Raw genomic sequence first — 20671 nt, 5'->3', positions numbered from 1 at the left:
GACACGGCACGCCAGGAGGACCCGCGTTGCACACCGACCCCGCCCCCGAACCGGCCCTCGCGGCCCTCGAACCGGCCCCCGCGGCCACCTCCGCCCCCGGGACCCCCGCTGCTCCGGGGCCTGTTGCGGCTCCGGACGCCGCGCGCGACGCCGCCGCGGAGTCCGACGGGACTCCGGGCACCGCACCACGGCTTGCCCCGGCGCACGGCGTCCTCCCCGGGCCGCGGCCCGCGCCGCACACCCGCCGGTCCGCGGCCGACCCCCTGGACGACCTCGATCCCTGCGCCGCCGCCCAGGCCGCGGGCACGGAGAACCTGATCCGCTGCTGGGCCCGTGAGGCCGACGTGTCCGCCCCCGACGACGGTGTCCTCCACGTGCCGCTGCCGGCCTCCGGTACGGCGCTCGTCGTGCCCGTCCGCTACTGGTCCCCGACCGGAGCGCACCGCTTCGGCCCCCCGCGGCTTTCCGGCTCCCCCGCGTCGGCGCCGCCGGTGGACGCGGTCACACTCGCCGCGCTGCTCGTACGCGAGACGGCCGGTGCACCGGGGCCGGACGGTCCCGACCTCGTCGCGCGCGTGGCCGACTCCGTCCGCCGCACCGCCGTCTTCCTCCGGGACCGCGCCGGTTCAGGTGAACGCGGCGGACCCGACCTCTTCCTCGCCGCCGAACAGGCCCTGCTCCTCGGCCACCCGCTGCATCCCACCCCGAAGAGCAGGGAGGGCCTCACCGAGGACGAGGCACGCCGGTACTCACCGGAGCTGCGCGGCTCCTTCCCGCTGCACTGGCTGGCCGTCGCCCCCTCCGTGCTCGGCACCGACTCGGCCTGGACCGAGCGCGGCCGCCCGGTCACCGCGCCCGCGCTCACCGCGCGCCTCGCGGCGGACGGTCCGGCGGCACCCGAGGGGTACGCCCTCCTGCCTCTGCACCCCTGGCAGTTCCGCGCGGTGCTGCACCGGCCGGACGTCGCCGCCCTCCTGGACGCCGGGCTGGTCAGGGACCTCGGCGCCCGGGGCCCGGCATGGCATCCCACGTCCTCCGTGCGCACCGTCCGCCGTGGCGGCGCCCCCGCCATGCTCAAGCTCTCGCTGGGCCTGCACATCACCAACTCCCGCCGGGAGAACCTCCGCAAGGAGCTCCACCGCGGCGTCGAGGTGCACCGCCTGCTGCGCCGCGGCCTGTCCCGCCAGTGGCGGTCGGCCCACCCGGACTTCGACATCGTCCGCGACCCGGCCTGGCTGGCCGTCGACGGCGCCGACGGCACGCCCGTGCGCGGCCTCGACGTCGTCGTCCGGCACAACCCCTTCCGGCCCTCGGACGACGTCTGCTGCGTGGCCTCCCTCGTGGCGCCGCGGCCGCACACCCGGCTGGCCGAGGTGGTCACCCGGCTCGCCGGGCGGACCGGCCGCCCGCGCGGGGCGGTCGCCGTGGAGTGGTTCCTGCGCTACCTCCACCACGTCGTGCGCCCCGTCCTGTGGCTGGACGCCCGCGCGGGGATCGCCCTTGAGGCGCACCAGCAGAACGCGCTCGTCCTGCTGGACGCCGACGGCTGGCCCGCGGGCGGCCGCTACCGCGACAACCAGGGCTACTACTTCCGCGAGTCCCGGCGTGCGGAACTCGACGCCAGGCTCCCCGGGATCGGCGAACACAGCGACACGTTCGTGGCCGACGCCGTCGCCGACGAGCGCTTCGCCTACTACCTCGCCGTCAACAACGTGTTCGGTCTCATCGGCACCTTCGGCTCCGAGCGTCTCGCCCCGGAGGGCACGCTGCTGGCGGCCTTCCGCCGCTTCCTCCGTGAGCTGGACTCGGGCCCCGACCCCCAGGGCGGCCCGCTCCCCGCCCACCTGCTCGACTCACCCGTGCTGCGCTGCAAGGCGAACCTGCTGACCCGGCTGCACGGCCTCGACGAACTCGTCGGACCGGTGGACACCCAGTCCGTCTACGTCACCATCGCCAACCCCCTGCATGCCTGAGCGGGCCGCCCTCCCGAAGGAGCGACACTGTGAATTCCACCGACGCGAGCGCCGACGACACCCTGGACCTGCACCTGCCCGAGGAGTTCGTCGCCCTCTTCCGGAGCCCGGCGCACGACGCCGCGGAAGCGGGGACGGCACGCGCGCGTGAGGACCTCCTCGACGGAATCGCCGACTGGGGGCCGAGCGACACCCCCGCCGGGGTCTTCCACCTGGTCCCCGCCGACCTCGAACGGGACGTGCCGCTCATCGCCCGCTGGATGAACGACCCCGCCGTCGCGGCGTACTGGGAGCTGACCGGCCCGCAGAGCGTGACCGCGGACCACCTACGGGCCCAGCTGGCCGGCGACGGGCGCAGCGTCCCGTGCGTCGGGACGCTGGACGGGGTGCCGATGAGCTACTGGGAGATCTACCGCGCCGATCTCGATCCGCTGGCCCGGTACTGCCCGGTCCGGCCCCACGACACCGGCGTTCACCTGCTGATCGGCGACGGCGCCCACCGCGGGCGGGGCCTCGGAACCGAGCTGATCAGGGCCGTCGTCGACCTCGTCCTCGCGGGGCGCCCCGCCTGCACGCGCGTGCTCGCCGAACCCGACGTCCGCAACAGGCAGTCCGTCGCGGCGTTCCTCGGCGCCGGGTTCCGGCCGGCGGGGGAGGTGGACCTGCCCACCAAGCGCGCCGTCCTCATGATCCGGGCACGTGAGGCGCGGGAACAGTCGCCGTGACGCGCGGAGCCCACCCGCCGCCCTCCGCCCGGCGCCGTGCCCTCTGCCGTCCGCCCGGCGCCGTGCCCTCTGCCGTCCGCCCGGCATCGTGCCGTCGGCCGTCCGCCCGGCGTACCGTCGTCCCGCCCACCGCCGCTCCTCGTCCCTGCCTCTGTCCATCCCTGCCTCTCTTCGCCCTCGCCTCTCCCCGTCTTCGCCGGTCGCCCGTCCCCGTGCCGTCGGCCGCCCGCCCCGTTTCGCCGGCCAGCCGCCCAGGAGCCACCCTTGCCCCGCCTGTCCCCCCGGTCACTCACGTCGCTCGCCCCCGCCTTGCGGACCCGTTTGTCAGTCCCGGGCCGTAGGGTGGTCGCGCTATGACGAAGCCCTCACTCCCCGAACTCCTGCACGCCGCCGTCACCGCCGTCGGCGGCACGGAGCGTCCCGGCCAGGTGGCCATGGCCGAAGCCGTCGAGGAAGCCATCGACGGCGGCTCCCATCTGCTCGTCCAGGCCGGCACCGGCACCGGTAAGTCGCTGGGGTACCTGGTGCCCGCGCTGGCGCACGGCGAGCGGGTGGTCGTGGCCACGGCGACCCTGGCCCTGCAGCGCCAGCTGGTCGAGCGGGACCTGCCCCGCACGGTCGACGCGCTCCACCCCCAGCTGCGCCGTCGCCCCGAGTTCGCGATGCTCAAGGGGCGGTCGAACTACCTGTGCCTGCACCGGCTGCACGAGGGCGTGCCGCAGGACGAGGAGGAGGGGCTCTTCGACCAGTTCGAGGCGGCCGCCCCCACCAGTAAACTGGGCCAGGACCTGCTGCGGATGCGCGACTGGGCGGACGAGACCGAGACCGGCGACCGCGACGACCTCACGCCGGGCGTCTCCGACCGCGCCTGGGCGCAGGTGTCGGTGTCCTCCCGGGAGTGCCTGGGCGCCTCGAAGTGCGCCTACGGCGCCGAGTGCTTCGCCGAGACGGCCCGTGAGCGGGCCAAGCTCTCCGAGGTCGTCGTCACCAACCACGCACTGCTCGCGATCGACGCCATTGAGGGTGCGCCCGTCCTCCCGCAGCACGAGGTGCTGATCGTCGACGAGGCGCACGAGCTGGTCTCCCGGGTCACCGGAGTCGCCACCGGCGAGCTGACCCCCGGCCAGGTCAACCGCGCGGTGCGCCGTGCCGCGAAGCTGGTGAACGAGAAGGCCGCCGACCAGCTCCAGACCGCCGCGGAGGGCTTCGAGCGGCTGATGGAGCTGGCGCTGCCGGGCCGCCTCGAGGAGGTCCCGGAGGACCTCGGCTACGCCCTGATGGCCCTGCGGGACGCCTGTCGCACGGTCATCTCGGCGATCGGGACCACCCGCGACAAGTCCGTGCAGGACGAGGACGCGGTCCGCAAGCAGGCGCTGGCCTCCGTGGAGTCCGTGCACGACGTCGCGGAGCGGATCACCAACGGCTCCGAGTGGGACGTCGTCTGGTACGAGCGCCACGATCGGTTCGGCGCCTCGCTGCGGGTCGCCCCGATGTCCGTCTCCGGACTGCTGCGGGAGAAGCTCTTCACCGACCGCTCGGTCGTCCTGACCTCCGCGACGCTGAAGCTGGGCGGCGACTTCAACGGCGTGGGGGCGTCCCTCGGCCTCGCCCCCGAGGGCACCGAGGGCGACGACGTGCCCCAGTGGAAGGGCGTCGACGTCGGCTCGCCCTTCGACTACCGCAAGCAGGGCATCCTCTACGTCGCCAAGCACCTGGCCCGCCCCGCCAGGGACGGCGACCGCGGCGACATGCTCGACGAGCTGACCGAGCTGATCCAGGCGGCGGGCGGCCGCACCCTGGGCCTGTTCTCCTCGATGCGCGCGGCCCAGCTGGCCGCCGAGGAGCTGCGCTCGCGAATCCCGGAGTACCCGATCCTCCTCCAGGGCGAGGAGACCCTCGGTGAGCTGATCAAGAACTTCGCGGCCGACCCCAGGACCTGCCTCTTCGGCACCCTGTCCCTGTGGCAGGGCGTCGACGTGCCTGGGCCCAGCTGCCAGCTGGTCGTCATGGACAAGATCCCGTTCCCGCGTCCCGACGACCCTCTGATGAGCGCCCGGCAGAAGGCGGTGGAGGAGGCAGGGGGCAACGGCTTCATGGCGGTCGCCGCCACCCACGCCGCGTTGCTCATGGCGCAGGGCGCGGGCAGGCTGGTCCGCGCGTCGGGTGACCGCGGGGTGGTCGCCGTACTCGACCAGCGGCTGGCGACGGCCCGGTACGGCAGCTATCTGAAGGCGTCGCTGCCCGACTTCTGGTTCACCACGGATCGCAACCAGGTCCGCAAGTCACTCGCCGCGATCGACGCGAAGGCGCGGCAGACCGAGGCCGCAGGGCAGCCGGAGAGCGGCTGACAGCGCTGGGCCCCGGAACCGGCGCAGAGGTCCCGGGGCCCGGTCTGGTCGGCGGGGCGCTGTCGCGCGTACCCGCCCGCCGTGGCGCTCAGACGCGACGCAGTACGGCCACCACCTTGCCGAGGATGGTCGCGTCGTCACCGGGAATCGGCTCGTACGCCGAGTTGTGCGGGAGGAGCCAGACGTGGCCGTCCTCGCGCTTGAAGCGCTTGACGGTGGCCTCGCCGTCGAGCATCGCGGCCACGATGTCGCCGTTCTCCGCGACCGGCTGGCGGCGGACCGTGACCCAGTCGCCGTCGCAGATCGCGGCCTCGATCATCGAGTCGCCGACGACCTTCAGGACGAACAGCTCGCCGTCGCCGACCAGCTGCCGGGGGAGCGGGAAGACGTCCTCGACGGACTCCTCGGCCAGGATCGGACCACCGGCGGCGATACGGCCGACCAGCGGGACGTACGAGGCGGCCGGCTTTCCGGCGGTGTCCGTGGGCTGCACCGAGGCGGCCTGGTCGGAACCGCGCACCTCGTAGGCGCGCGGGCGGTGCGGGTCCCGGCGCAGGAAGCCCTTGCGCTCCAGTGCCATCAGCTGGTGCGCCACGGACGAGGTGCTGGAGAGGCCGACGGCCTGGCCGATCTCCCGCATCGACGGCGGGTATCCGCGCCGCTGCACGGAGTCGCGGATGACCTCGATCACCCGGCGCTGGCGGTCGGTGAGCCCCGAGCTGTCCGCCCGGATGCCGGGAGGTCGTCCTGGCAGGGAGCGCTTGTGCCCCTCGGGATTCGCGGCGTCGCTCATCGCGTGCACCGGCTCAGGTCGGCCCTGGGGGCGTTCCTGGGCAGTGATGGTGGCACTGTCGGCGGTGGTGGTCACGTCGGCCCCTCTCGATGGTCTCCCTGCTGCACAACGGTAGTAGCTTTCGAAAGGTTGCGCCAAACACACGTTCGAGTGAAAAAACGCGAATCGCTCGCTCGTATTGCATGCCTGGGTGTATGGCTACCGTGGCGCCTGGCGGACAAAAGGGCTCATTGCTGTACTCTTCACCGCCGTGGTGACAACCTCCGGGATGTCGCCCCAGTCTGCCATCCGGCATTCCGTTCGACGGGGCGGGTCCCCATCCGTTGCGGTAGCCCCACGTCCCCTCCCCGCGGCGCCCACGGTATCTCCGCATGCCCCGGGCGACACGGCCCCGACACGGCCACGGCGCGCGCGGGTGACGGCTGGGCGCGAGTGGCGCGGCGGGGGCGGTCGCGCACGCACAGGCGCGACACGCGTGCAGGGTGTGTTTGTATGAGCCAATCCCCACATCTAGTGGTTGGATAGCGTGAGCAGCCCACAAGTTGTGGTCCCCCGGGTCTTCGAGCCCGCCGCGATCGCCTATGCTGGGGGCTGCTTCGAGAGGCCTGAAGGGTCCTTCGAGGCCGTTGAGTCTGCTGTGAGGAGGGTTCGGAGTCCATGCACTGCCCCTTCTGCAGGCACCCCGACAGCCGTGTCGTCGACAGCCGTACGACCGACGACGGCACGTCGATCCGCAGGCGCCGCCAGTGCCCTGACTGCTCCCGTCGGTTCACGACCGTGGAGACGTGCTCGCTCATGGTGGTGAAGCGGTCCGGGGTCACCGAACCGTTCAGCCGCACCAAGGTGATCAACGGTGTGCGCAAGGCCTGTCAGGGCCGGCCCGTCACCGAGGACGCGCTCGCCCAGCTCGGCCAGCGGGTCGAGGAGGCGGTGCGGGCCACCGGAAGCGCCGAGCTGACCACCCACGACGTGGGGCTGGCCATCCTCGGACCGTTGCAGGAGCTCGACCTCGTCGCCTATCTGCGATTCGCCTCCGTCTACCGGGCGTTCGACTCGCTCGAGGACTTCGAGGCCGCGATCGCGGAACTGAGGGAGACGACGGGGCACCCCGGCGAGGAAGACGACACCGGCGCGGGGAGCCAGGAGAACGACCGCGGGCCCACGGGGGCAGGACAGGTCCCCGAGCCCGCAGGCGCCGCCGACTGATCGGCGGGCCGGACCCGGACTTCGGCGCCCGGGCCCGGCCGGACGGCGGCGAGTGAACAAGACCTGTTGCGGGCGGAGCGAGCGATGCCCGCAACACCAGACAGAACACCGTGCCCACGGGAACAATCGGGGCACTTCAGGGCGTTTTCGCCCGTACAGGGAGGCGGCATGACAGAGACGGCGAGCGGTCCGGCACGGAGTTCCCGCGCCAAGGGCACCAAGGCGGGCAAGGGACTCCGCGTCGAGCGCGTCCACACCACTCCCGGCGTCCACCCCTACGACGAGGTGGCCTGGGAGCGTCGTGACGTCGTCATGACCAACTGGCGCGACGGCTCGGTCAACTTCGAGCAGCGTGGCGTCGAGTTCCCCGAGTTCTGGTCGGTGAACGCGGTCAACATCGTCACCAGCAAGTACTTCCGGGGCGCCGTGGGCACCCCGCAGCGCGAGGTGAGCCTGAAGCAGCTCATCGACCGGATCGTGAAGACGTACCGGAAGGCCGGCGAGGACAACAAGTACTTCGCCTCGCCCGCCGACGCCGAGATCTTCGAGCACGAGCTGGCCTACGCCCTCCTGCACCAGATCTTCAGCTTCAACAGCCCGGTGTGGTTCAACGTCGGCACGCCCCAGCCGCAGCAGGTCTCCGCCTGCTTCATCCTGTCCGTCGACGACTCCATGGAGTCGATCCTCGACTGGTACAAGGAAGAGGGCATGATCTTCAAGGGCGGCTCCGGCGCCGGCCTGAACCTCTCCCGGATCCGCTCCTCCAAGGAACTGCTGTCCTCCGGCGGCAACGCCTCGGGACCGGTCTCCTTCATGCGCGGCGCCGACGCCTCCGCCGGCACCATCAAGTCCGGCGGCGCCACCCGCCGCGCGGCCAAGATGGTCATCCTCGACGTCGACCACCCCGACATCGAGGACTTCATCCAGACCAAGGTCAAGGAAGAGGAGAAGATCCGCGCCCTGCGCGACGCGGGCTTCGACATGGACCTGGGCGGCGACGACATCACGTCCGTCCAGTACCAGAACGCCAACAACTCGGTCCGGGTGAACGACACGTTCATGAAGGCCGTGCAGGACGGCGGCAGGTTCGGCCTGACGTCCCGCATGACCGGCGAGGTCATCGAGGAGGTCGACGCCAAGGCGCTCTTCCGCAAGATGGCCGAGGCCGCGTGGGCGTGTGCCGACCCGGGCATCCAGTACGACGACACCATCAACGCCTGGCACACCTGCCCGGAGTCCGGCCGCATCAACGGCTCGAACCCGTGCAGCGAGTACATGCACCTGGACAACACGTCCTGCAACCTCGCCTCGCTGAACCTGATGAAGTTCCTGAAGGACGACGGCAAGGGCAACCAGTCCTTCGACGCCGAGCGCTTCTCGAAGGTCGTCGAGCTGGTCATCACCGCGATGGACATCTCCATCTGCTTCGCGGACTTCCCGACCCAGAAGATCGGCGAGAACACCCGCGCCTTCCGCCAGCTCGGCATCGGCTACGCCAACCTCGGCGCCCTGCTGATGGCGACCGGTCACGCCTACGACTCCGACGGCGGCCGCGCCCTGGCCGGCGCCATCACCTCCCTGATGACCGGCACGTCGTACCGGCGCTCCGCCGAGCTGGCCGCGATCGTCGGCCCGTACGACGGCTACGCCCGCAACGCGAAGCCGCACCTGCGGGTCATGAAGCAGCACTCCGACGAGAACGCCAAGGCCGTCCGCATGGACGACCTCGACACGCCGATCTGGGCCGCTGCCACCGAGGCCTGGCAGGACGTGCTGCGCCTCGGCGAGAAGAACGGCTTCCGCAACTCCCAGGCGTCCGTCATCGCCCCGACCGGCACCATCGGTCTCGCGATGTCCTGCGACACCACCGGCCTCGAGCCCGACCTCGCGCTGGTCAAGTTCAAGAAGCTGGTCGGCGGCGGCTCGATGCAGATCGTCAACGGCACCGTCCCGCAGGCCCTGCGCCGCCTGGGCTACCAGGAGGAGCAGATCGAGGCGATCGTCGCCCACATCGCCGAGAACGGCAACGTGATCGACGCCCCCGGTCTCAAGCCCGAGCACTACGAGGTGTTCGACTGCGCGATGGGCGAGCGCTCCATCTCCGCGATGGGCCACGTCCGCATGATGGCCGCCATCCAGCCGTGGATCTCCGGCGCCCTCTCCAAGACGGTCAACCTGCCGGAGTCGGCGACCGTCGAGGACGTCGAGGAGGTCTACTTCGAGGCCTGGAAGATGGGCGTCAAGGCGCTCGCCATCTACCGCGACAACTGCAAGGTCGGCCAGCCCCTCTCCGCCAAGACCAAGACGGTCAAGGACACGGAGAAGGCGGAGATCACCGAGAAGGCCGAGGCGGCCATCCGCGAGACGGTCGAGAAGGTCGTCGAGTACCGCCCGGTCCGCAAGCGCCTCCCGAAGGGACGTCCCGGCATCACCACGTCCTTCACCGTCGGCGGCGCCGAGGGCTACATGACCGCCAACTCCTACCCGGACGACGGTCTCGGCGAGGTCTTCCTGAAGATGTCCAAGCAGGGCTCGACCCTCGCGGGCATGATGGACGCCTTCTCCATCGCGGTCTCCGTCGGCCTCCAGTACGGCGTGCCGCTGGAGACGTACGTCTCGAAGTTCACCAACATGCGCTTCGAGCCGGCCGGCATGACGGACGACCCGGACGTGCGGATGGCGCAGTCGATCGTCGACTACATCTTCCGCCGCCTGGCGCTGGACTTCCTGCCGTTCGAGACGCGCTCCGCGCTCGGTATCCACTCCGCCGAGGAGCGCCAGCGCCACCTGGAGACCGGGTCGTACGAGCCGTCCGACGACGAGCTGGACGTCGAGGGCCTGGCCCAGTCGGCGCCCCGCGCCCAAGAGCTGGTGGCCGTAGCCACGCCGAAGGCCGAGGCCGCCAAGCCGGCTCCGCAGCAGGCGCACACCAGCGCCGAGCTGGTGGAGATGCAGCTGGGCATCCAGGCCGACGCCCCGCTCTGCTTCTCCTGCGGCACGAAGATGCAGCGCGCCGGCTCCTGCTACATCTGCGAGGGCTGCGGCTCGACCAGCGGTTGCAGCTGACGCGTAGTCGTTCCTAGCCGCCCATGAGTAAGGGGCGCCCGCCAATGGTGGGCGCCCCTTACTCATACACCGGCGACGTCAGGGCCGCCGTGCCGCGCCCATCGTCCGGGTGAACATCGCGGGATCGCCGTCGAAGCCGTGCACGCCGGCGCGGAACTCCCACGCCCCCGCCTCGTCCCGGACGAACTCCGCGACCGTCGCCGCGGTGGCGGCCGGAACGCCGGCGAAGTCGTCGGCGGCCAGGTCCGTGTAGCCCTCGCGGATGCGCAGGCCCGGGCTGACCACGTCGCGGAAGGTCCGCTCCTCGGTGTGCTGCTGGATGGCGACGCCCACCACCACGCGCGCGTACCGGGCGTCCAGCCGCTCCAGCTCCAGGGTCATGACCTCGTCGAAACCGAAGCCCTTGCCATCCCTGCTGTCCCGGTTGAGATAGATCGTGCCGTCGGGCGAGCGGCTGTCGAAGTGCACCACGTAGACCGGGGTCCCGTACGGGTCACCGGCCGGATAGGTCCCGGCGACGAGGTCCAGATCGGTGGGTGGCTCTCCGGCCGGACTCGGGTCCCACCGCAGCGCGACCTCGACCTTGCCCATGCCCTTGCTGAGGCCGTTCACAGACTTCCCCTTCCCAGGTGCCCCCGCCCCGCCCGGGCCACCTGAACTGCCGGGTGGTGGCGGCCGGTTGTCCATCCTGCCACGCACCGGGGCGGGGGTGCGGGCAAGCGGTCCCGCGGAGAGCGGCCGGCGCCGGGTTCCGTGGCCGTACGATGGCGCGGTGCTGGTCAAGTGGATTCGCTGCACCGTGGTGGACCGCCGCGGTTTCGAACGGGGGCAGCGGAAGTGGGCGGGGCTTCCGGGGGAGCCGGGTTTTCGGGGACAGGGGGGTGGCTGGAGCCGGGGGCGGCCGGACGTGGCGCACGTCTTCGCCTTCTGGGAGAGCCGTGCCTTCTACGACTCCTTCATGGCCCGCTCCCACGACAGGCTGGCCTCGGCCCAGGCGGGCACGTTCAAGGACGCCCAGGTCAGGCTCTTCGACTACCGCTTCGACGTGAAGACCGGGTTCGAGCCGCGCTTCACCGACGCCGACCTGCTGCGGGTGGCGCTGTGCCGGGTCCACGAGGAGCGGTCGGAGCACTACGTCCTCATGCAGGAGAAGGTCTGGAACCCGGCGATGGCCGGCTCGCCCGGCATGATCCGCGGCCTGTTCGGCGAGGCCCCGGGGAACGGGTACAACGAGTACCTCGTGCTGTCCATGTGGCTGTCGGCCGCCGAACACGGGAAGTACCGCACCGAGCGGGTGGAGCGGCTCGCCCTGCGCGCCCAGACAGAGGCCGACATCGCGGCGCTCACGGGCGACATCGTGCAACTGGAACCCTCCTGGACCGTTTGAACGTTTGAGATCCGGACCCGCATACCTCTCCCAGGTGTGGAAACTGTGTGACGTACGCCGTACGGGGCCCGTACGGGTGCTTGGTTCCGCCCGTCTCGATCTAGGGTTCTGGCATGGCACGACCACGGCGCATCGTTCTTGTCCGGCACGGCGAGTCGATCGGCAACGTCGATGACACCGTGTACGAGCGCGAACCCGACCACGCGCTCGCCCTCACCGACCGGGGCCGGGCGCAGGCCGAGGAGACCGGCGAGGGGCTGCGCGAGGTGTTCGGCAGCGAGCGGATCAGCGTGTACGTCTCCCCGTACCGCCGCACCCACGAGACGCTCCGCGCCTTCCGCCTCGACCCGGACCTCATACGGATACGCGAGGAGCCGCGGCTGCGGGAGCAGGACTGGGGCAACTGGCAGGACCGCGACGACGTGCGCCTGCAGAAGGCCTACCGCGACGCCTACGGGCACTTCTTCTACCGCTTCGCCCAGGGCGAGTCCGGCGCCGACGTGTACGACCGGGTCGGCGGCTTCCTGGAGAGCCTGTTCCGCAGCTTCGAGGACCCGGACCATCCCCCGAACGTGCTGCTGGTGACGCACGGGCTGGCCATGCGGCTGTTCTGCATGAGGTGGTTCCACTGGACGGTCGCGGAGTTCGAGTCGCTGGCCAACCCCGGGAACGCCGAGATGCGGATGCTCGTTCTCGGTGCGGACGGCAAGTACAGCCTTGACCGGCCCTTCGAACGCTGGCGAGATCCGGAACCGTACGGGATCACCGGATAGAGTGGCGGGGCGATGACCCTTCATTCCTCTTCTGACGGGCGCCTGGACCGCGCCCTTTCCAGCCTGCGCGGACTTTCGGTGGGGGACGCGCTCGGTTCACAGTTCTTCGTTCCCGCGAACTACCCGCTGCTGGGGCGCCGCGAGCTGCCGCCCGGCACCTGGCAGTGGACGGACGACACGGAGATGGCCTGTTCCGTCGTCTCCGTCCTGGCCGCCCACCACCGCATCGACCAGGACGCCCTGGCACACTCCTTCGCCCATCACCACGACTTCGACCGGGGGTACGGACCCGCGGTCAACCGGCTGCTGCGGCTGGTCCGCGAAGGCGGCGACTGGCGCGAGCTGGCCGCGGCGCTGTTCAACGGCCAGGGCTCGTGGGGCAACGGCGCCGCCATGCGTATCGCCCCGCTCGGCGCCTGGTACGCGGACGATCCGGAGCAGGCGACCCACCAGGCGGAGATCTCGGCCTACCCGACACACCAGCACCGTGAGGCCGTGGTCGGTGCCATGGCCGTCGCGGCGGCCGCGGCGCTGGCCGCCGATCCGGCCGGCCCGCCCGCAGCGCACACGCTCCTCGACGGGGTGATCGCGCTCGTACCGAAGAGCGCGGTGGGCGCGGGACTGCGACGCGCCCGGGACATGCTCGACTACGGCGACGCGGCCACGGTGGCGGCGGTCCTGGGCTGCGGTCGGCGTACGACCGCCCATGACACGGTCCCCTTCGCCCTCTGGTCCGCGGCGCGCGCCCTCCGGGACTACGAGACCGCGTTCTGGACCACCGCCCAGGTCGGCGGGGACGTGGACACCACCTGCGCCATCGTGGGCGGGGTGATCGCGGCCGGCAAGGCCGGGGCGCCCCCGGCCGAGTGGGCGGAGCGGGTCGAGGCGCTGCCCGCCTGGATGACGACGTCGGCCTGACCGGATCCCTCGACAGAAACTCTCCGTGCGCGCCGGGAACTCTGTGTGACCGTCCGTGCGTTGTCATGACAACCGCTGCCCGGGGCACCGCCTCCGGGCGGACAGGAAGGTCATGGGGGTGGGACGTGGACGCGCTGTCGGTGTTCGTCGCGCTGCTGTCCGTCGTGCTGTCCGCCGCCCCGCTCGGCCGGCCGGTCGCCCGGTCGGACGCGAGCGGGCGGGACGGGCCCCGGCGGGCGGGCGCGACGCCCACCGGCAGGCCCCGCCCCGCCCGGGGCGCCGGGGTGTCAGCCCATACCCGGTCCGGCGGTGCCGGACAGGGCGTCCAGGTCGCTCTTGCGCACCCGTATCACCAGCCAGGCCGTGGCCAGGGCGAGTACGGCCATGGCCGCCGCCGGGATGAAGGCGGCCGAGATGCCCTGTGCCAGCACGTCGTGCGACCAGGGCGCGGGCAGCTGGTGCGTCTGGGTGAACTCGGCCTTCTGCTCCGGCGAACCGTTGGTGAGGAAGTCGGGTACCTGCTTCGCCGCCTCGTCCTTGCTGGCCGTGCCGAAGACCGTCGTCAGGATGGCGAGGCCGATGGATCCGCCCACCTGTTGCATCGCGTTGAGCAGCCCCGACGCGGCGCCCGCCTCGTGCTGGGCGACGCCGGAGACCGCGGTCAGCGTCAGCGTGACGAAGTTCAGCCCCATGCCGAAGCCGAAGATCAGCATCGGTCCCAGGATTCCGCCGACATACGAGCTGTCGGAGCTGATGAGGGCCTGCCAGCCGAGCCCGAGCGCCGCGAGCGCCGAGCCCGCGATCATGAACGGCTTGGGGCCGAACACGGGCAGGAAGCGCTGCGACAGGCCGGCACCGAGCGCGATCACGACCGTGACCGGCAGGAAGGCCAGTCCGGCCTCGATGGGCGTGTAGCCGAGCACGTTCTGCACGAACAGCACGATGTAGAAGAACATGCCGAACATCGCCGCGGCCAGGCTCAGCATGATCACGTACGTGCCGGAGCGATTGCGGTCGGCGAACATCTTCAGCGGGGTGATCGGTTCCTTGGCCCGCTGCTCGATGAGGACGAAGGCCAGCAGCAGGACCGCGGCGGCCGCGAAGGAGCCGATGGTCAGGTTGTCCCGCCAGCCCTCGTCCGCGGCCCGGATGAAGCCGTAGACGAGAGATGCCATGCCCGCCGTCGAGGTGACCGCCCCGGCGATGTCGAAGCGGCCGGAGTGCCGTTCGGACTCGCTGATGTACAGCGGCGCGAGCACGGCGATCAGTATGCCGATCGGCACGTTGACGAAGAGCACCCAGCGCCAGTCGAGCCACTCGGTGAGCATGCCGCCCGCCAGCAGGCCGATGGCACCGCCACCCGCGGAGACGGCGGCGAAGACTCCGAAGGCCCGGTTGCGCTCCGGCCCCTCGGGGAAGGTGGTGGTTATGAGGGCCAGCGAGGTGGGCGACGCGATCGCGCCTCCCATGCCCTGCAGGACGCGCGCGGCCAGCAGCTGCCAGGGTTCCTGGGCGAAGCCGCCGAGCAGCGACGCGAAGGTGAACAGCAGGATGCCGGTCATGAAGACCCGGCGCCTGCCGAGGATGTCACCGGCTCGGCCGCCGAGCAGGAGCAGGCCGCCGAAGGTGAGCGTGTAGGCGCTGACGACCCAGGTGAGGTCCGTGGTGCTGAACTCGAGCGCGTTCTGGATGTGCGGGAGCGCGATGTTCACAATCGTCGCGTCGAGTACGACCATGAGTTGGCAGGCCGCGATGACGGCGAGTGCGATGCCGGGATGCCCCTCCCGGCGGGCCGCTCCCGGCTTCTTGTCTTTGATCAGAGAAGAGGTTGTCACTATGTGTCCCCCACGAACGATTTAGTGAACGCTCGCGTTCACTGTTGCTTCAACGTTAGTGACCCGGAGACAGTGAACGCAACCGTTCACTTGTCGTGTCGTCGCGCGTCCGGTCCCCGTCGCGGCCGCGCGATGCGTGCCATATCCCCGAATACCCGTTTTCACCGCTTTTCTGGAGACCTCCGACATGGTTGCTTCGCACTGGGCGTCCGCCTCCGCCCAGACGCCCTCCCGCAGGCGCGGCGCGGTCCTGGAGCGCGCGATCCTCGAGGCCGCGCTGGACCAGCTCGGGACCGTCGGCTGGAACGGCCTGACGATGGAGGGGGTGGCCGCGGGCGCGCAGACCGGCAAGGCCGCCGTCTACCGGCGCTGGCCCTCCAAGGAAGATCTCGTCGCGGACGCGCTGCGGTCCGGGCTGCCGGACTTCGACACGGCTCCCGACCGTGGCAGCGTGCGCGAGGACCTGCTGGAGCTGTGCCGCAGGGCGCGCGACGCGATGTTCTCCCGGCCCGGATTCGCTCTGCGCTCCGTGATTCACGAATGCGACACCATGCAGGCCGAGCGCTTCCATGCGGTGATCCTCAAGGGTGTCGTCGAGCCGACCCTCAAGCTGCTCCGTGAGGTCATCGAGCGCGGAATGGAGCGGGGGGAGGTCCGGCGCGACGCGGTCAACGGGTATGTCTGCGACGCCATCCCGGCGATGATGATGTACCGCTCCAAAATTTGTGCAAGTGAATGGACGGATCGCGAGCTCGAGGAAATGATCGACCAGTTGATGATCCCGCTGCTGCGGCCCGACAGCCCTTGACCCCGGGCGGCCAGGGGGCCGTTCCCGCTTTGGGGACCGGGGTGTCGCCCGGCGATCGCGGCGGCGTACGCTAGGGGCGCCATGCCGTACGAACCACCTACGCACACCGTCGAGCGCTCCCTTCGCGCCACGACCGGAGCGAAGATCATTGCCGGTGTCGACGAGGTGGGGCGCGGTGCGTGGGCCGGTCCGGTCACCGTCTGTGCCGCGATCACCGGACTGCGCCGACCCCCGGTCGGTCTGACCGACTCCAAGCTGCTCACCATCAAGCGACGCACCGAACTCGAGGTGGAGTTGCGGACCTGGGTCACGTCCTACGCCCTGGGCCACGCCTCCCCGGAGGAGATCGACGCGATGGGGATGACCGCCGCGCTGCGACTTGCGGCGGTGCGGGCCCTGGAGACCCTGCCCGTCCGCCCCGACGCCGTCATCCTCGACGGCAAGCACGACTATCTCGGGGCCCCTTGGCGGGTTCGCACGGTGATCAAGGGCGATCAGTCCTGCATCGCCGTCGCGGCGGCCTCGGTGCTCGCCAAGGTCCAGCGCGACAAAATGATGGCCGAACTGGGTGTCGACCATGCAGACTTCGGTTTCGCGGACAACGCCGGGTATCCCTCGCCCGTGCACAAGGCCGCACTGGAGGAGCGGGGCCCCACCCCGCACCACCGGTTGTCGTGGGCGTATCTTGATGCGCTGCCCCAGTGGCGGCACCTCAAGAAGGTCCGCAGTTGGGTGGAGGGAAGCGTTCCGGAAATCGAGGGTCAGCTCGGATTCGATTTCTGACGGTCCCGCTCGCAGGTATGTGCCACCCGCCGACGCGAGCCGCACCAACGTTTGATAAATATCAGCTCATGCCTCTCATTCCCGAGGAGCCTCAGATTCACGAGAAGGCCCAGGGTCCCCGCGCCACTCCGGCCAGTGGCCGCACCGCGCCGACCCCCCGCCCCGTACCCGGCCCCCGTCCCGCGGCTCCGCCGCGCCCCGGCCGTCCCGGCCCGGTGCGGCCGGCACCGCCGGCGCAACGCGCGACGCGCGACACGGCCGCCACACCCGGACCTTCGGGTCCGGCCGCCCCGGCCGCCCCGGAAGCCACCTCGGCCGCCCCGCAGATCCAGTTGATCCCGGCCACCCCCGACGGCGCGCTCGACGCCGCCGAAGAGGCCCTGGACCTGCTGCTGGACTCGGGTCGTACCCCCGGTGACGTGCTGGTGATCACCACCGGCGAACTCCACCCGTGGGCGGCCCACGAACTGTCCTTCGGCGATGCCGCCTACTGGGCGCAGCACGACGCGGGCGACGACGTCTTCTACACCGACGCCACCGTCGCCGACCGTGCCGCGTCGCGGGCCGTGGTCGTGGTCGCGCTCAACGGCGGCCCCGAGGCCGCCGCTGTCACCGCCCTGACCGCGGCCCACTCCCGGGCCGGTGCCCTGCTGATCGTCTGCGGTGATCCGCAGCGGATCAACTCGGTGCTGGGCGCGGGCGTCTGAGCCCGTTCCGCCGAGCGCGGCGGACACCGGTGTGACCCAGGCGGTGCGGGCCGGAGCCCCCGGCACGGTGGAGCTCCGGCCTGCCCGGGTGCCCGCAGGGCCTCCGGCGCCGGACGTCCGGCGCGGTCGGCGCCGACGGGACTAGCACCGGTCGGGTCACGAGCGAACAGCGCAACGGCCAGGGCCGCGGTCACGTCGTGGCCCGTGGCCCGTGGCCCGTGGCCCTAGCCCGTGGCCTCCATCGGGGCGGCCTCGCCGAGTCCGCCCCGCCCGCGGTGCTCAGCGGGCCGCGGCGCGGCGCAGCACGTCCGAGGCGACACCGCCGGTGCGTGGCGGCGGAGGAGGCGACTCCGTCGTGGCGAAGGGCTCCGGCGTCGACGCCGCGTTGGGCCGACGCCCGCCGCGGCCCTCGCCCAGGACCTGCCAGCCGTCCCGGGTCAGCGTGATGTACGCGCCGCAGCGCAGCCCGTGCAGTGTGCACGCGTCCCGCAGCCCCCACATCCACGCGCCGTCCTCCTGCGTCCAGCGCCCGTCGCCCTCACGGCAGTAGAGCAGCACGGCGGTGCGCACCGGAGTGCGGCGCCGCAGGTCGTGCGGGATGACACGGCGCAGCTGCGAGAGCAGCGCGTTGCGGAACATCCATCCGTCGGCGGGTGCGCGGCGGCTGGTGAACGAGGCACTGGCGCGCAGCCGTTCGTCCGGGTCGAGTACGGCCACGACCGCCGTCGCCGGCTCGGGACGGTGCCGTGAGTGCAGCCCGGTGACGACCTCGCGGGGATTGCGCAGCAGCGGGATTCCGGCGGCGGCCCACTCCGCCGGTTCGAGCATGCGAGTGGCGGAAACGGCGGACGACGAAAACGAGGCCGCCGAGGACGGAGCGAATCCGAAGGTCACGTTCCTCCCTTCGGCTACGCGCCCACACTGCGGGCAGGGTCAAATGCGGGGAGCGCGCACCGCAGCGAAGCCCTGCCGGGTCACGGCGGGCCGTGCGGGGAGCGGACTTCAATTCTTCCTGTCGAACTTGGATGCGGCAACGAGCAATTGAGACCGAGGACCCATATCGGCTGATGTGCGTTCTATATCCCTACCCGGAGTGTCACCGGGCGACGCATGGGGCACGGCACACGCCACGGCTCGTTCGGGATTCGCCGATTGTCAGTGCCATCGGGTTGCATGGGGGCATGGACCACGTGGAACTCCGGACCGAAGCCGACGCCGTCCTCGCCGAGCTCGTCGGCGACCGTGAGGGCTCGGCACGGCTGCGGGAGGATCAGTGGCAGGCGGTGGCGGCCCTGGTGGAGGAGCACCGGCGGGCCCTGGTGGTGCAGCGCACCGGCTGGGGCAAGTCGGCGGTGTACTTCGTCGCCACCGCCCTGCTGCGCCGCCGTGGCGCCGGACCCACGGTGATCATCTCGCCGCTGCTGGCGCTGATGCGGAACCAGGTCGAGGCGGCCGCGCGGGCGGGGATCCGGGCGCGCACGATCAACTCGGCGAACCCGGAGGACTGGGAAGCGATCTACGGGGAGGTCGAGCGGGGTGAGACGGATGTCCTCCTGGTGAGCCCGGAACGCCTCAACTCCGTCGACTTCCGCGATCAAGTACTGCCGAGGCTCGCGGCCACGACCGGCCTGCTCGTGGTGGACGAGGCGCACTGCATCTCCGACTGGGGGCACGACTTCCGCCCCGACTACCGCAGGCTGCGCACGATGCTGGCCGAGCTGCCGGCCGGGGTGCCGGTGCTGGCCACCACGGCGACCGCCAACGCGCGGGTCACGGCCGACGTGGCCGAGCAGCTGGGCACCGGCGCCGGGGACGCTCTGGTACTGCGGGGGCCGCTCGACCGGGAGAGCCTCCGGCTGGGCGTGCTGGTGCTGCCGGACGCGGCGCACCGGCTGGCGTGGCTGGGGGAGCGGCTGGGCGAGCTGCCCGGTTCCGGGATCATCTACACCCTGACGGTGGCTGCGGCGGAGGAGATCGCGGCGTTCCTGCGGCAGCGCGGATATCGGGTGGCCTCCTACACGGGCAAGACGGAGAACGCCGACCGGTTGCAGGCGGAGGAGGATCTGCTGGCGAACCGGGTGAAGGCGCTCGTGGCGACATCGGCGCTGGGCATGGGCTTCGACAAACCCGACCTGGGCTTCGTCGTTCATGTGGGGTCGCCCTCGTCCCCCATCGCCTACTACCAGCAGGTGGGACGTGCCGGGCGCGGCGTGGACCATGCGGACGTCCTGCTGCTGCCCGGGCGGGAGGACGAGGCGATCTGGGCGTACTTCGCCTCGGTGGGCTTCCCGCCGGAGGAGCAGGTCCGGCGCACGCTGGCGGTGCTGGAGGAGGCGGGGCGGCCCATGTCGCTCCCGGCACTCGAGCCGCTGGTGGACCTCCGCCGATCGCGGCTGGAGACCATGCTCAAGGTCCTGGACGTGGACGGCGCGGTCAAGCGGGTGAAGGGCGGCTGGGCCGCCACGGGACAGGCGTGGGCGTACGACGCCGAGCGGTACGCCTGGGTGGCCCGGCAGCGGCAGGCGGAGCAGCAGGCCATGCGGGAGTACGTGTCCACCACGCGATGCCGGATGGAGTTCCTGCAGCGGCAGCTGGACGACGAGAAGGCGGCCCCGTGCGGTCGCTGCGACACCTGCGCCGGCCCCTGGCTCGACCCCGCCGTCTCCGCCGGGGCCCTCGCGGCGGCGACGGGCGAGCTGGACCGTCCGGGCGTGGAGGTCGAGCCGCGCAAGATGTGGCCGACCGGCCTCGCCGCGGTGGGCATGGACCTCAAGGGCCGCATTCCCGCAGGCCGGCAGGCCCTCACCGGGCGGGCACTGGGAAGGCTGTCGGACATCGGCTGGGGCAACCGTCTGCGGCCCCTCCTGTCGGCGCAGGCCGCGGACGGTCCGGTCCCGGACGACGTGCTGCGGGCCGTCGTGACGGTGCTGGCCGACTGGGCCCGTTCACCGGGTGGCTGGGCCACCGGCTCTCCCGACGCGGTGGCGAGGCCCGTGGGCGTCGTCGCCGTGCCCTCCCGCACCCGGCCCCAGCTGGTCGGCTCACTGGCCGAGGGAGTGGCGCGGGTCGGCAGGCTCCCGCTGCTGGGCAGCCTCGCCCACACCCCCCACGCCGACGAGTACGCCGCCCATCGCAGCAACTCCGCCCAGCGGCTGCGGGCCCTGGCCGAGTCGTTCACCGTGCCCGGCGAACTCGCCGCGGCGCTGGCCGCCACGGACGGTCCGGTCCTGCTCGTCGACGACTTCACCGACTCCGGCTGGACCCTGGCCGTCGGCGCACGCCTCCTGCGGCAGGCCGGTGCCGACGACGTGCTCCCGCTCGTCCTGGCCCTGGCCGGATGACGGGTTCC

The 20671-nt window shown here is 71.7% G+C and carries 16 protein-coding genes; 12 read left to right on the top strand and 4 right to left on the bottom strand.

Going from position 1 to position 20671, the window contains the following annotated elements; translation table 11 throughout:
• Positions 1 to 26: 26 nt before the first annotated feature.
• The 3 genes from R2E43_RS09625 to R2E43_RS09615 all read left to right on the top strand — a co-directional run bounded on the left by R2E43_RS09625 (position 27) and on the right by R2E43_RS09615 (position 5046).
• Positions 27 to 1973, top strand: coding sequence for an IucA/IucC family protein (locus R2E43_RS09625; protein ID WP_332056118.1), 1947 nt, complete (start codon positions 27 to 29; stop codon positions 1971 to 1973).
• 29 nt (positions 1974 to 2002) lie between these two features.
• Entirely contained in the window at positions 2003 to 2698 is a 696-nt protein-coding gene (locus R2E43_RS09620; protein ID WP_136207308.1) for a GNAT family N-acetyltransferase, read from the top strand.
• A 353-nt stretch (positions 2699 to 3051) separates the two neighbouring features.
• Positions 3052 to 5046, top strand: coding sequence for an ATP-dependent DNA helicase (locus tag R2E43_RS09615; protein WP_332056117.1), 1995 nt, complete (start codon positions 3052 to 3054; stop codon positions 5044 to 5046).
• A gap of 88 nt (positions 5047 to 5134) precedes the next feature.
• Here the strand turns inward: R2E43_RS09615 and lexA are convergent, their stop codons facing one another.
• Positions 5135 to 5914 carry a transcriptional repressor LexA gene (gene lexA, locus R2E43_RS09610; protein ID WP_003973219.1) on the bottom strand — a complete coding sequence of 260 codons (780 nt, stop codon included), beginning with the start codon at positions 5912 to 5914 and terminating at the stop codon, positions 5135 to 5137.
• Between the two features lie 582 nt (positions 5915 to 6496).
• On the opposite strand from lexA, the gene nrdR reads away from it, so the two are divergent.
• Both nrdR and R2E43_RS09600 read left to right on the top strand, forming a co-directional pair.
• Positions 6497 to 7045, top strand: a complete 549-nt coding sequence (nrdR, locus tag R2E43_RS09605) for a transcriptional regulator NrdR (protein WP_003973218.1) — start codon at positions 6497 to 6499, stop codon at positions 7043 to 7045.
• Between the two features lie 168 nt (positions 7046 to 7213).
• Positions 7214 to 10111 (top strand): vitamin B12-dependent ribonucleotide reductase, encoded by a 2898-nt coding sequence (locus R2E43_RS09600; protein WP_332056116.1) that lies wholly within the window; start codon positions 7214 to 7216, stop codon positions 10109 to 10111.
• Between the two features lie 78 nt (positions 10112 to 10189).
• On the opposite strand, the gene R2E43_RS09595 is transcribed toward R2E43_RS09600, so the two are convergent.
• A complete protein-coding gene (locus R2E43_RS09595; protein WP_166680913.1) occupies positions 10190 to 10723 on the bottom strand; it encodes a TerD family protein in 534 nt (177 codons plus the stop codon).
• A gap of 160 nt (positions 10724 to 10883) precedes the next feature.
• On the opposite strand from R2E43_RS09595, the gene R2E43_RS09590 reads away from it, so the two are divergent.
• The 3 genes from R2E43_RS09590 to R2E43_RS09580 all read left to right on the top strand — a co-directional run bounded on the left by R2E43_RS09590 (position 10884) and on the right by R2E43_RS09580 (position 13189).
• Positions 10884 to 11498, top strand: coding sequence for a YdbC family protein (locus tag R2E43_RS09590; RefSeq protein ID WP_003973215.1), 615 nt, complete (start codon positions 10884 to 10886; stop codon positions 11496 to 11498).
• A 113-nt stretch (positions 11499 to 11611) separates the two neighbouring features.
• On the top strand, positions 11612 to 12271 hold the full coding sequence (locus R2E43_RS09585) for a histidine phosphatase family protein (protein ID WP_003973214.1): 660 nt from the start codon (positions 11612 to 11614) through the stop codon (positions 12269 to 12271).
• A 12-nt stretch (positions 12272 to 12283) separates the two neighbouring features.
• Positions 12284 to 13189, top strand: a complete 906-nt coding sequence (locus tag R2E43_RS09580; RefSeq protein ID WP_003973213.1) for an ADP-ribosylglycohydrolase family protein — start codon at positions 12284 to 12286, stop codon at positions 13187 to 13189.
• Between the two features lie 287 nt (positions 13190 to 13476).
• Here the strand turns inward: R2E43_RS09580 and R2E43_RS09575 are convergent, their stop codons facing one another.
• Positions 13477 to 15024 (bottom strand): MFS transporter, encoded by a 1548-nt coding sequence (locus R2E43_RS09575; protein WP_193485559.1) that lies wholly within the window; start codon positions 15022 to 15024, stop codon positions 13477 to 13479.
• A 187-nt stretch (positions 15025 to 15211) separates the two neighbouring features.
• On the opposite strand from R2E43_RS09575, the gene R2E43_RS09570 reads away from it, so the two are divergent.
• The 3 genes from R2E43_RS09570 to R2E43_RS09560 all read left to right on the top strand — a co-directional run bounded on the left by R2E43_RS09570 (position 15212) and on the right by R2E43_RS09560 (position 17322).
• On the top strand, positions 15212 to 15832 hold the full coding sequence (locus R2E43_RS09570) for a TetR/AcrR family transcriptional regulator (protein WP_003973211.1): 621 nt from the start codon (positions 15212 to 15214) through the stop codon (positions 15830 to 15832).
• Between the two features lie 81 nt (positions 15833 to 15913).
• Entirely contained in the window at positions 15914 to 16615 is a 702-nt protein-coding gene (locus tag R2E43_RS09565) for a ribonuclease HII (RefSeq protein WP_003973210.1), read from the top strand.
• A 68-nt stretch (positions 16616 to 16683) separates the two neighbouring features.
• A complete protein-coding gene (locus R2E43_RS09560; protein WP_193485557.1) occupies positions 16684 to 17322 on the top strand; it encodes a hypothetical protein in 639 nt (212 codons plus the stop codon).
• 279 nt (positions 17323 to 17601) lie between these two features.
• Here R2E43_RS09560 and R2E43_RS09555 read toward each other — a convergent pair whose 3' ends face one another.
• Complete coding sequence (locus tag R2E43_RS09555) at positions 17602 to 18216, bottom strand: hypothetical protein (protein ID WP_003973208.1); 615 nt, start codon at positions 18214 to 18216, stop codon at positions 17602 to 17604.
• 287 nt (positions 18217 to 18503) lie between these two features.
• On the opposite strand from R2E43_RS09555, the gene R2E43_RS09550 reads away from it, so the two are divergent.
• Positions 18504 to 20663 (top strand): RecQ family ATP-dependent DNA helicase, encoded by a 2160-nt coding sequence (locus R2E43_RS09550; RefSeq protein ID WP_003973207.1) that lies wholly within the window; start codon positions 18504 to 18506, stop codon positions 20661 to 20663.
• The last annotated feature ends 8 nt before the right edge of the window (positions 20664 to 20671 follow it).

The organism is Streptomyces violaceoruber (genome assembly GCF_033406955.1).
Lineage (GTDB): Bacteria > Actinomycetota > Actinomycetes > Streptomycetales > Streptomycetaceae > Streptomyces > Streptomyces violaceoruber.
This window is presented reverse-complemented; position numbering and strand designations above follow the sequence as displayed.

Bases quoted from the DNA above. Each gene is read 5' to 3' on its own strand.
- R2E43_RS09615 (WP_332056117.1), top strand. From the start codon at position 3,052: ATGACGAAGCCCTCACTCCCCGAACTCCTGCACGCCGCCGTCACCGCC.
- nrdR (WP_003973218.1), top strand. From the start codon at position 6,497: ATGCACTGCCCCTTCTGCAGGCACCCCGACAGCCGTGTCGTCGACAGC.
- R2E43_RS09600 (WP_332056116.1), top strand. From the start codon at position 7,214: ATGACAGAGACGGCGAGCGGTCCGGCACGGAGTTCCCGCGCCAAGGGC.
- R2E43_RS09585 (WP_003973214.1), top strand. From the start codon at position 11,612: ATGGCACGACCACGGCGCATCGTTCTTGTCCGGCACGGCGAGTCGATC.
- R2E43_RS09580 (WP_003973213.1), top strand. From the start codon at position 12,284: ATGACCCTTCATTCCTCTTCTGACGGGCGCCTGGACCGCGCCCTTTCC.
- R2E43_RS09570 (WP_003973211.1), top strand. From the start codon at position 15,212: ATGGTTGCTTCGCACTGGGCGTCCGCCTCCGCCCAGACGCCCTCCCGC.
- R2E43_RS09565 (WP_003973210.1), top strand. From the start codon at position 15,914: ATGCCGTACGAACCACCTACGCACACCGTCGAGCGCTCCCTTCGCGCC.
- R2E43_RS09560 (WP_193485557.1), top strand. From the start codon at position 16,684: ATGCCTCTCATTCCCGAGGAGCCTCAGATTCACGAGAAGGCCCAGGGT.
- R2E43_RS09550 (WP_003973207.1), top strand. From the start codon at position 18,504: ATGGACCACGTGGAACTCCGGACCGAAGCCGACGCCGTCCTCGCCGAG.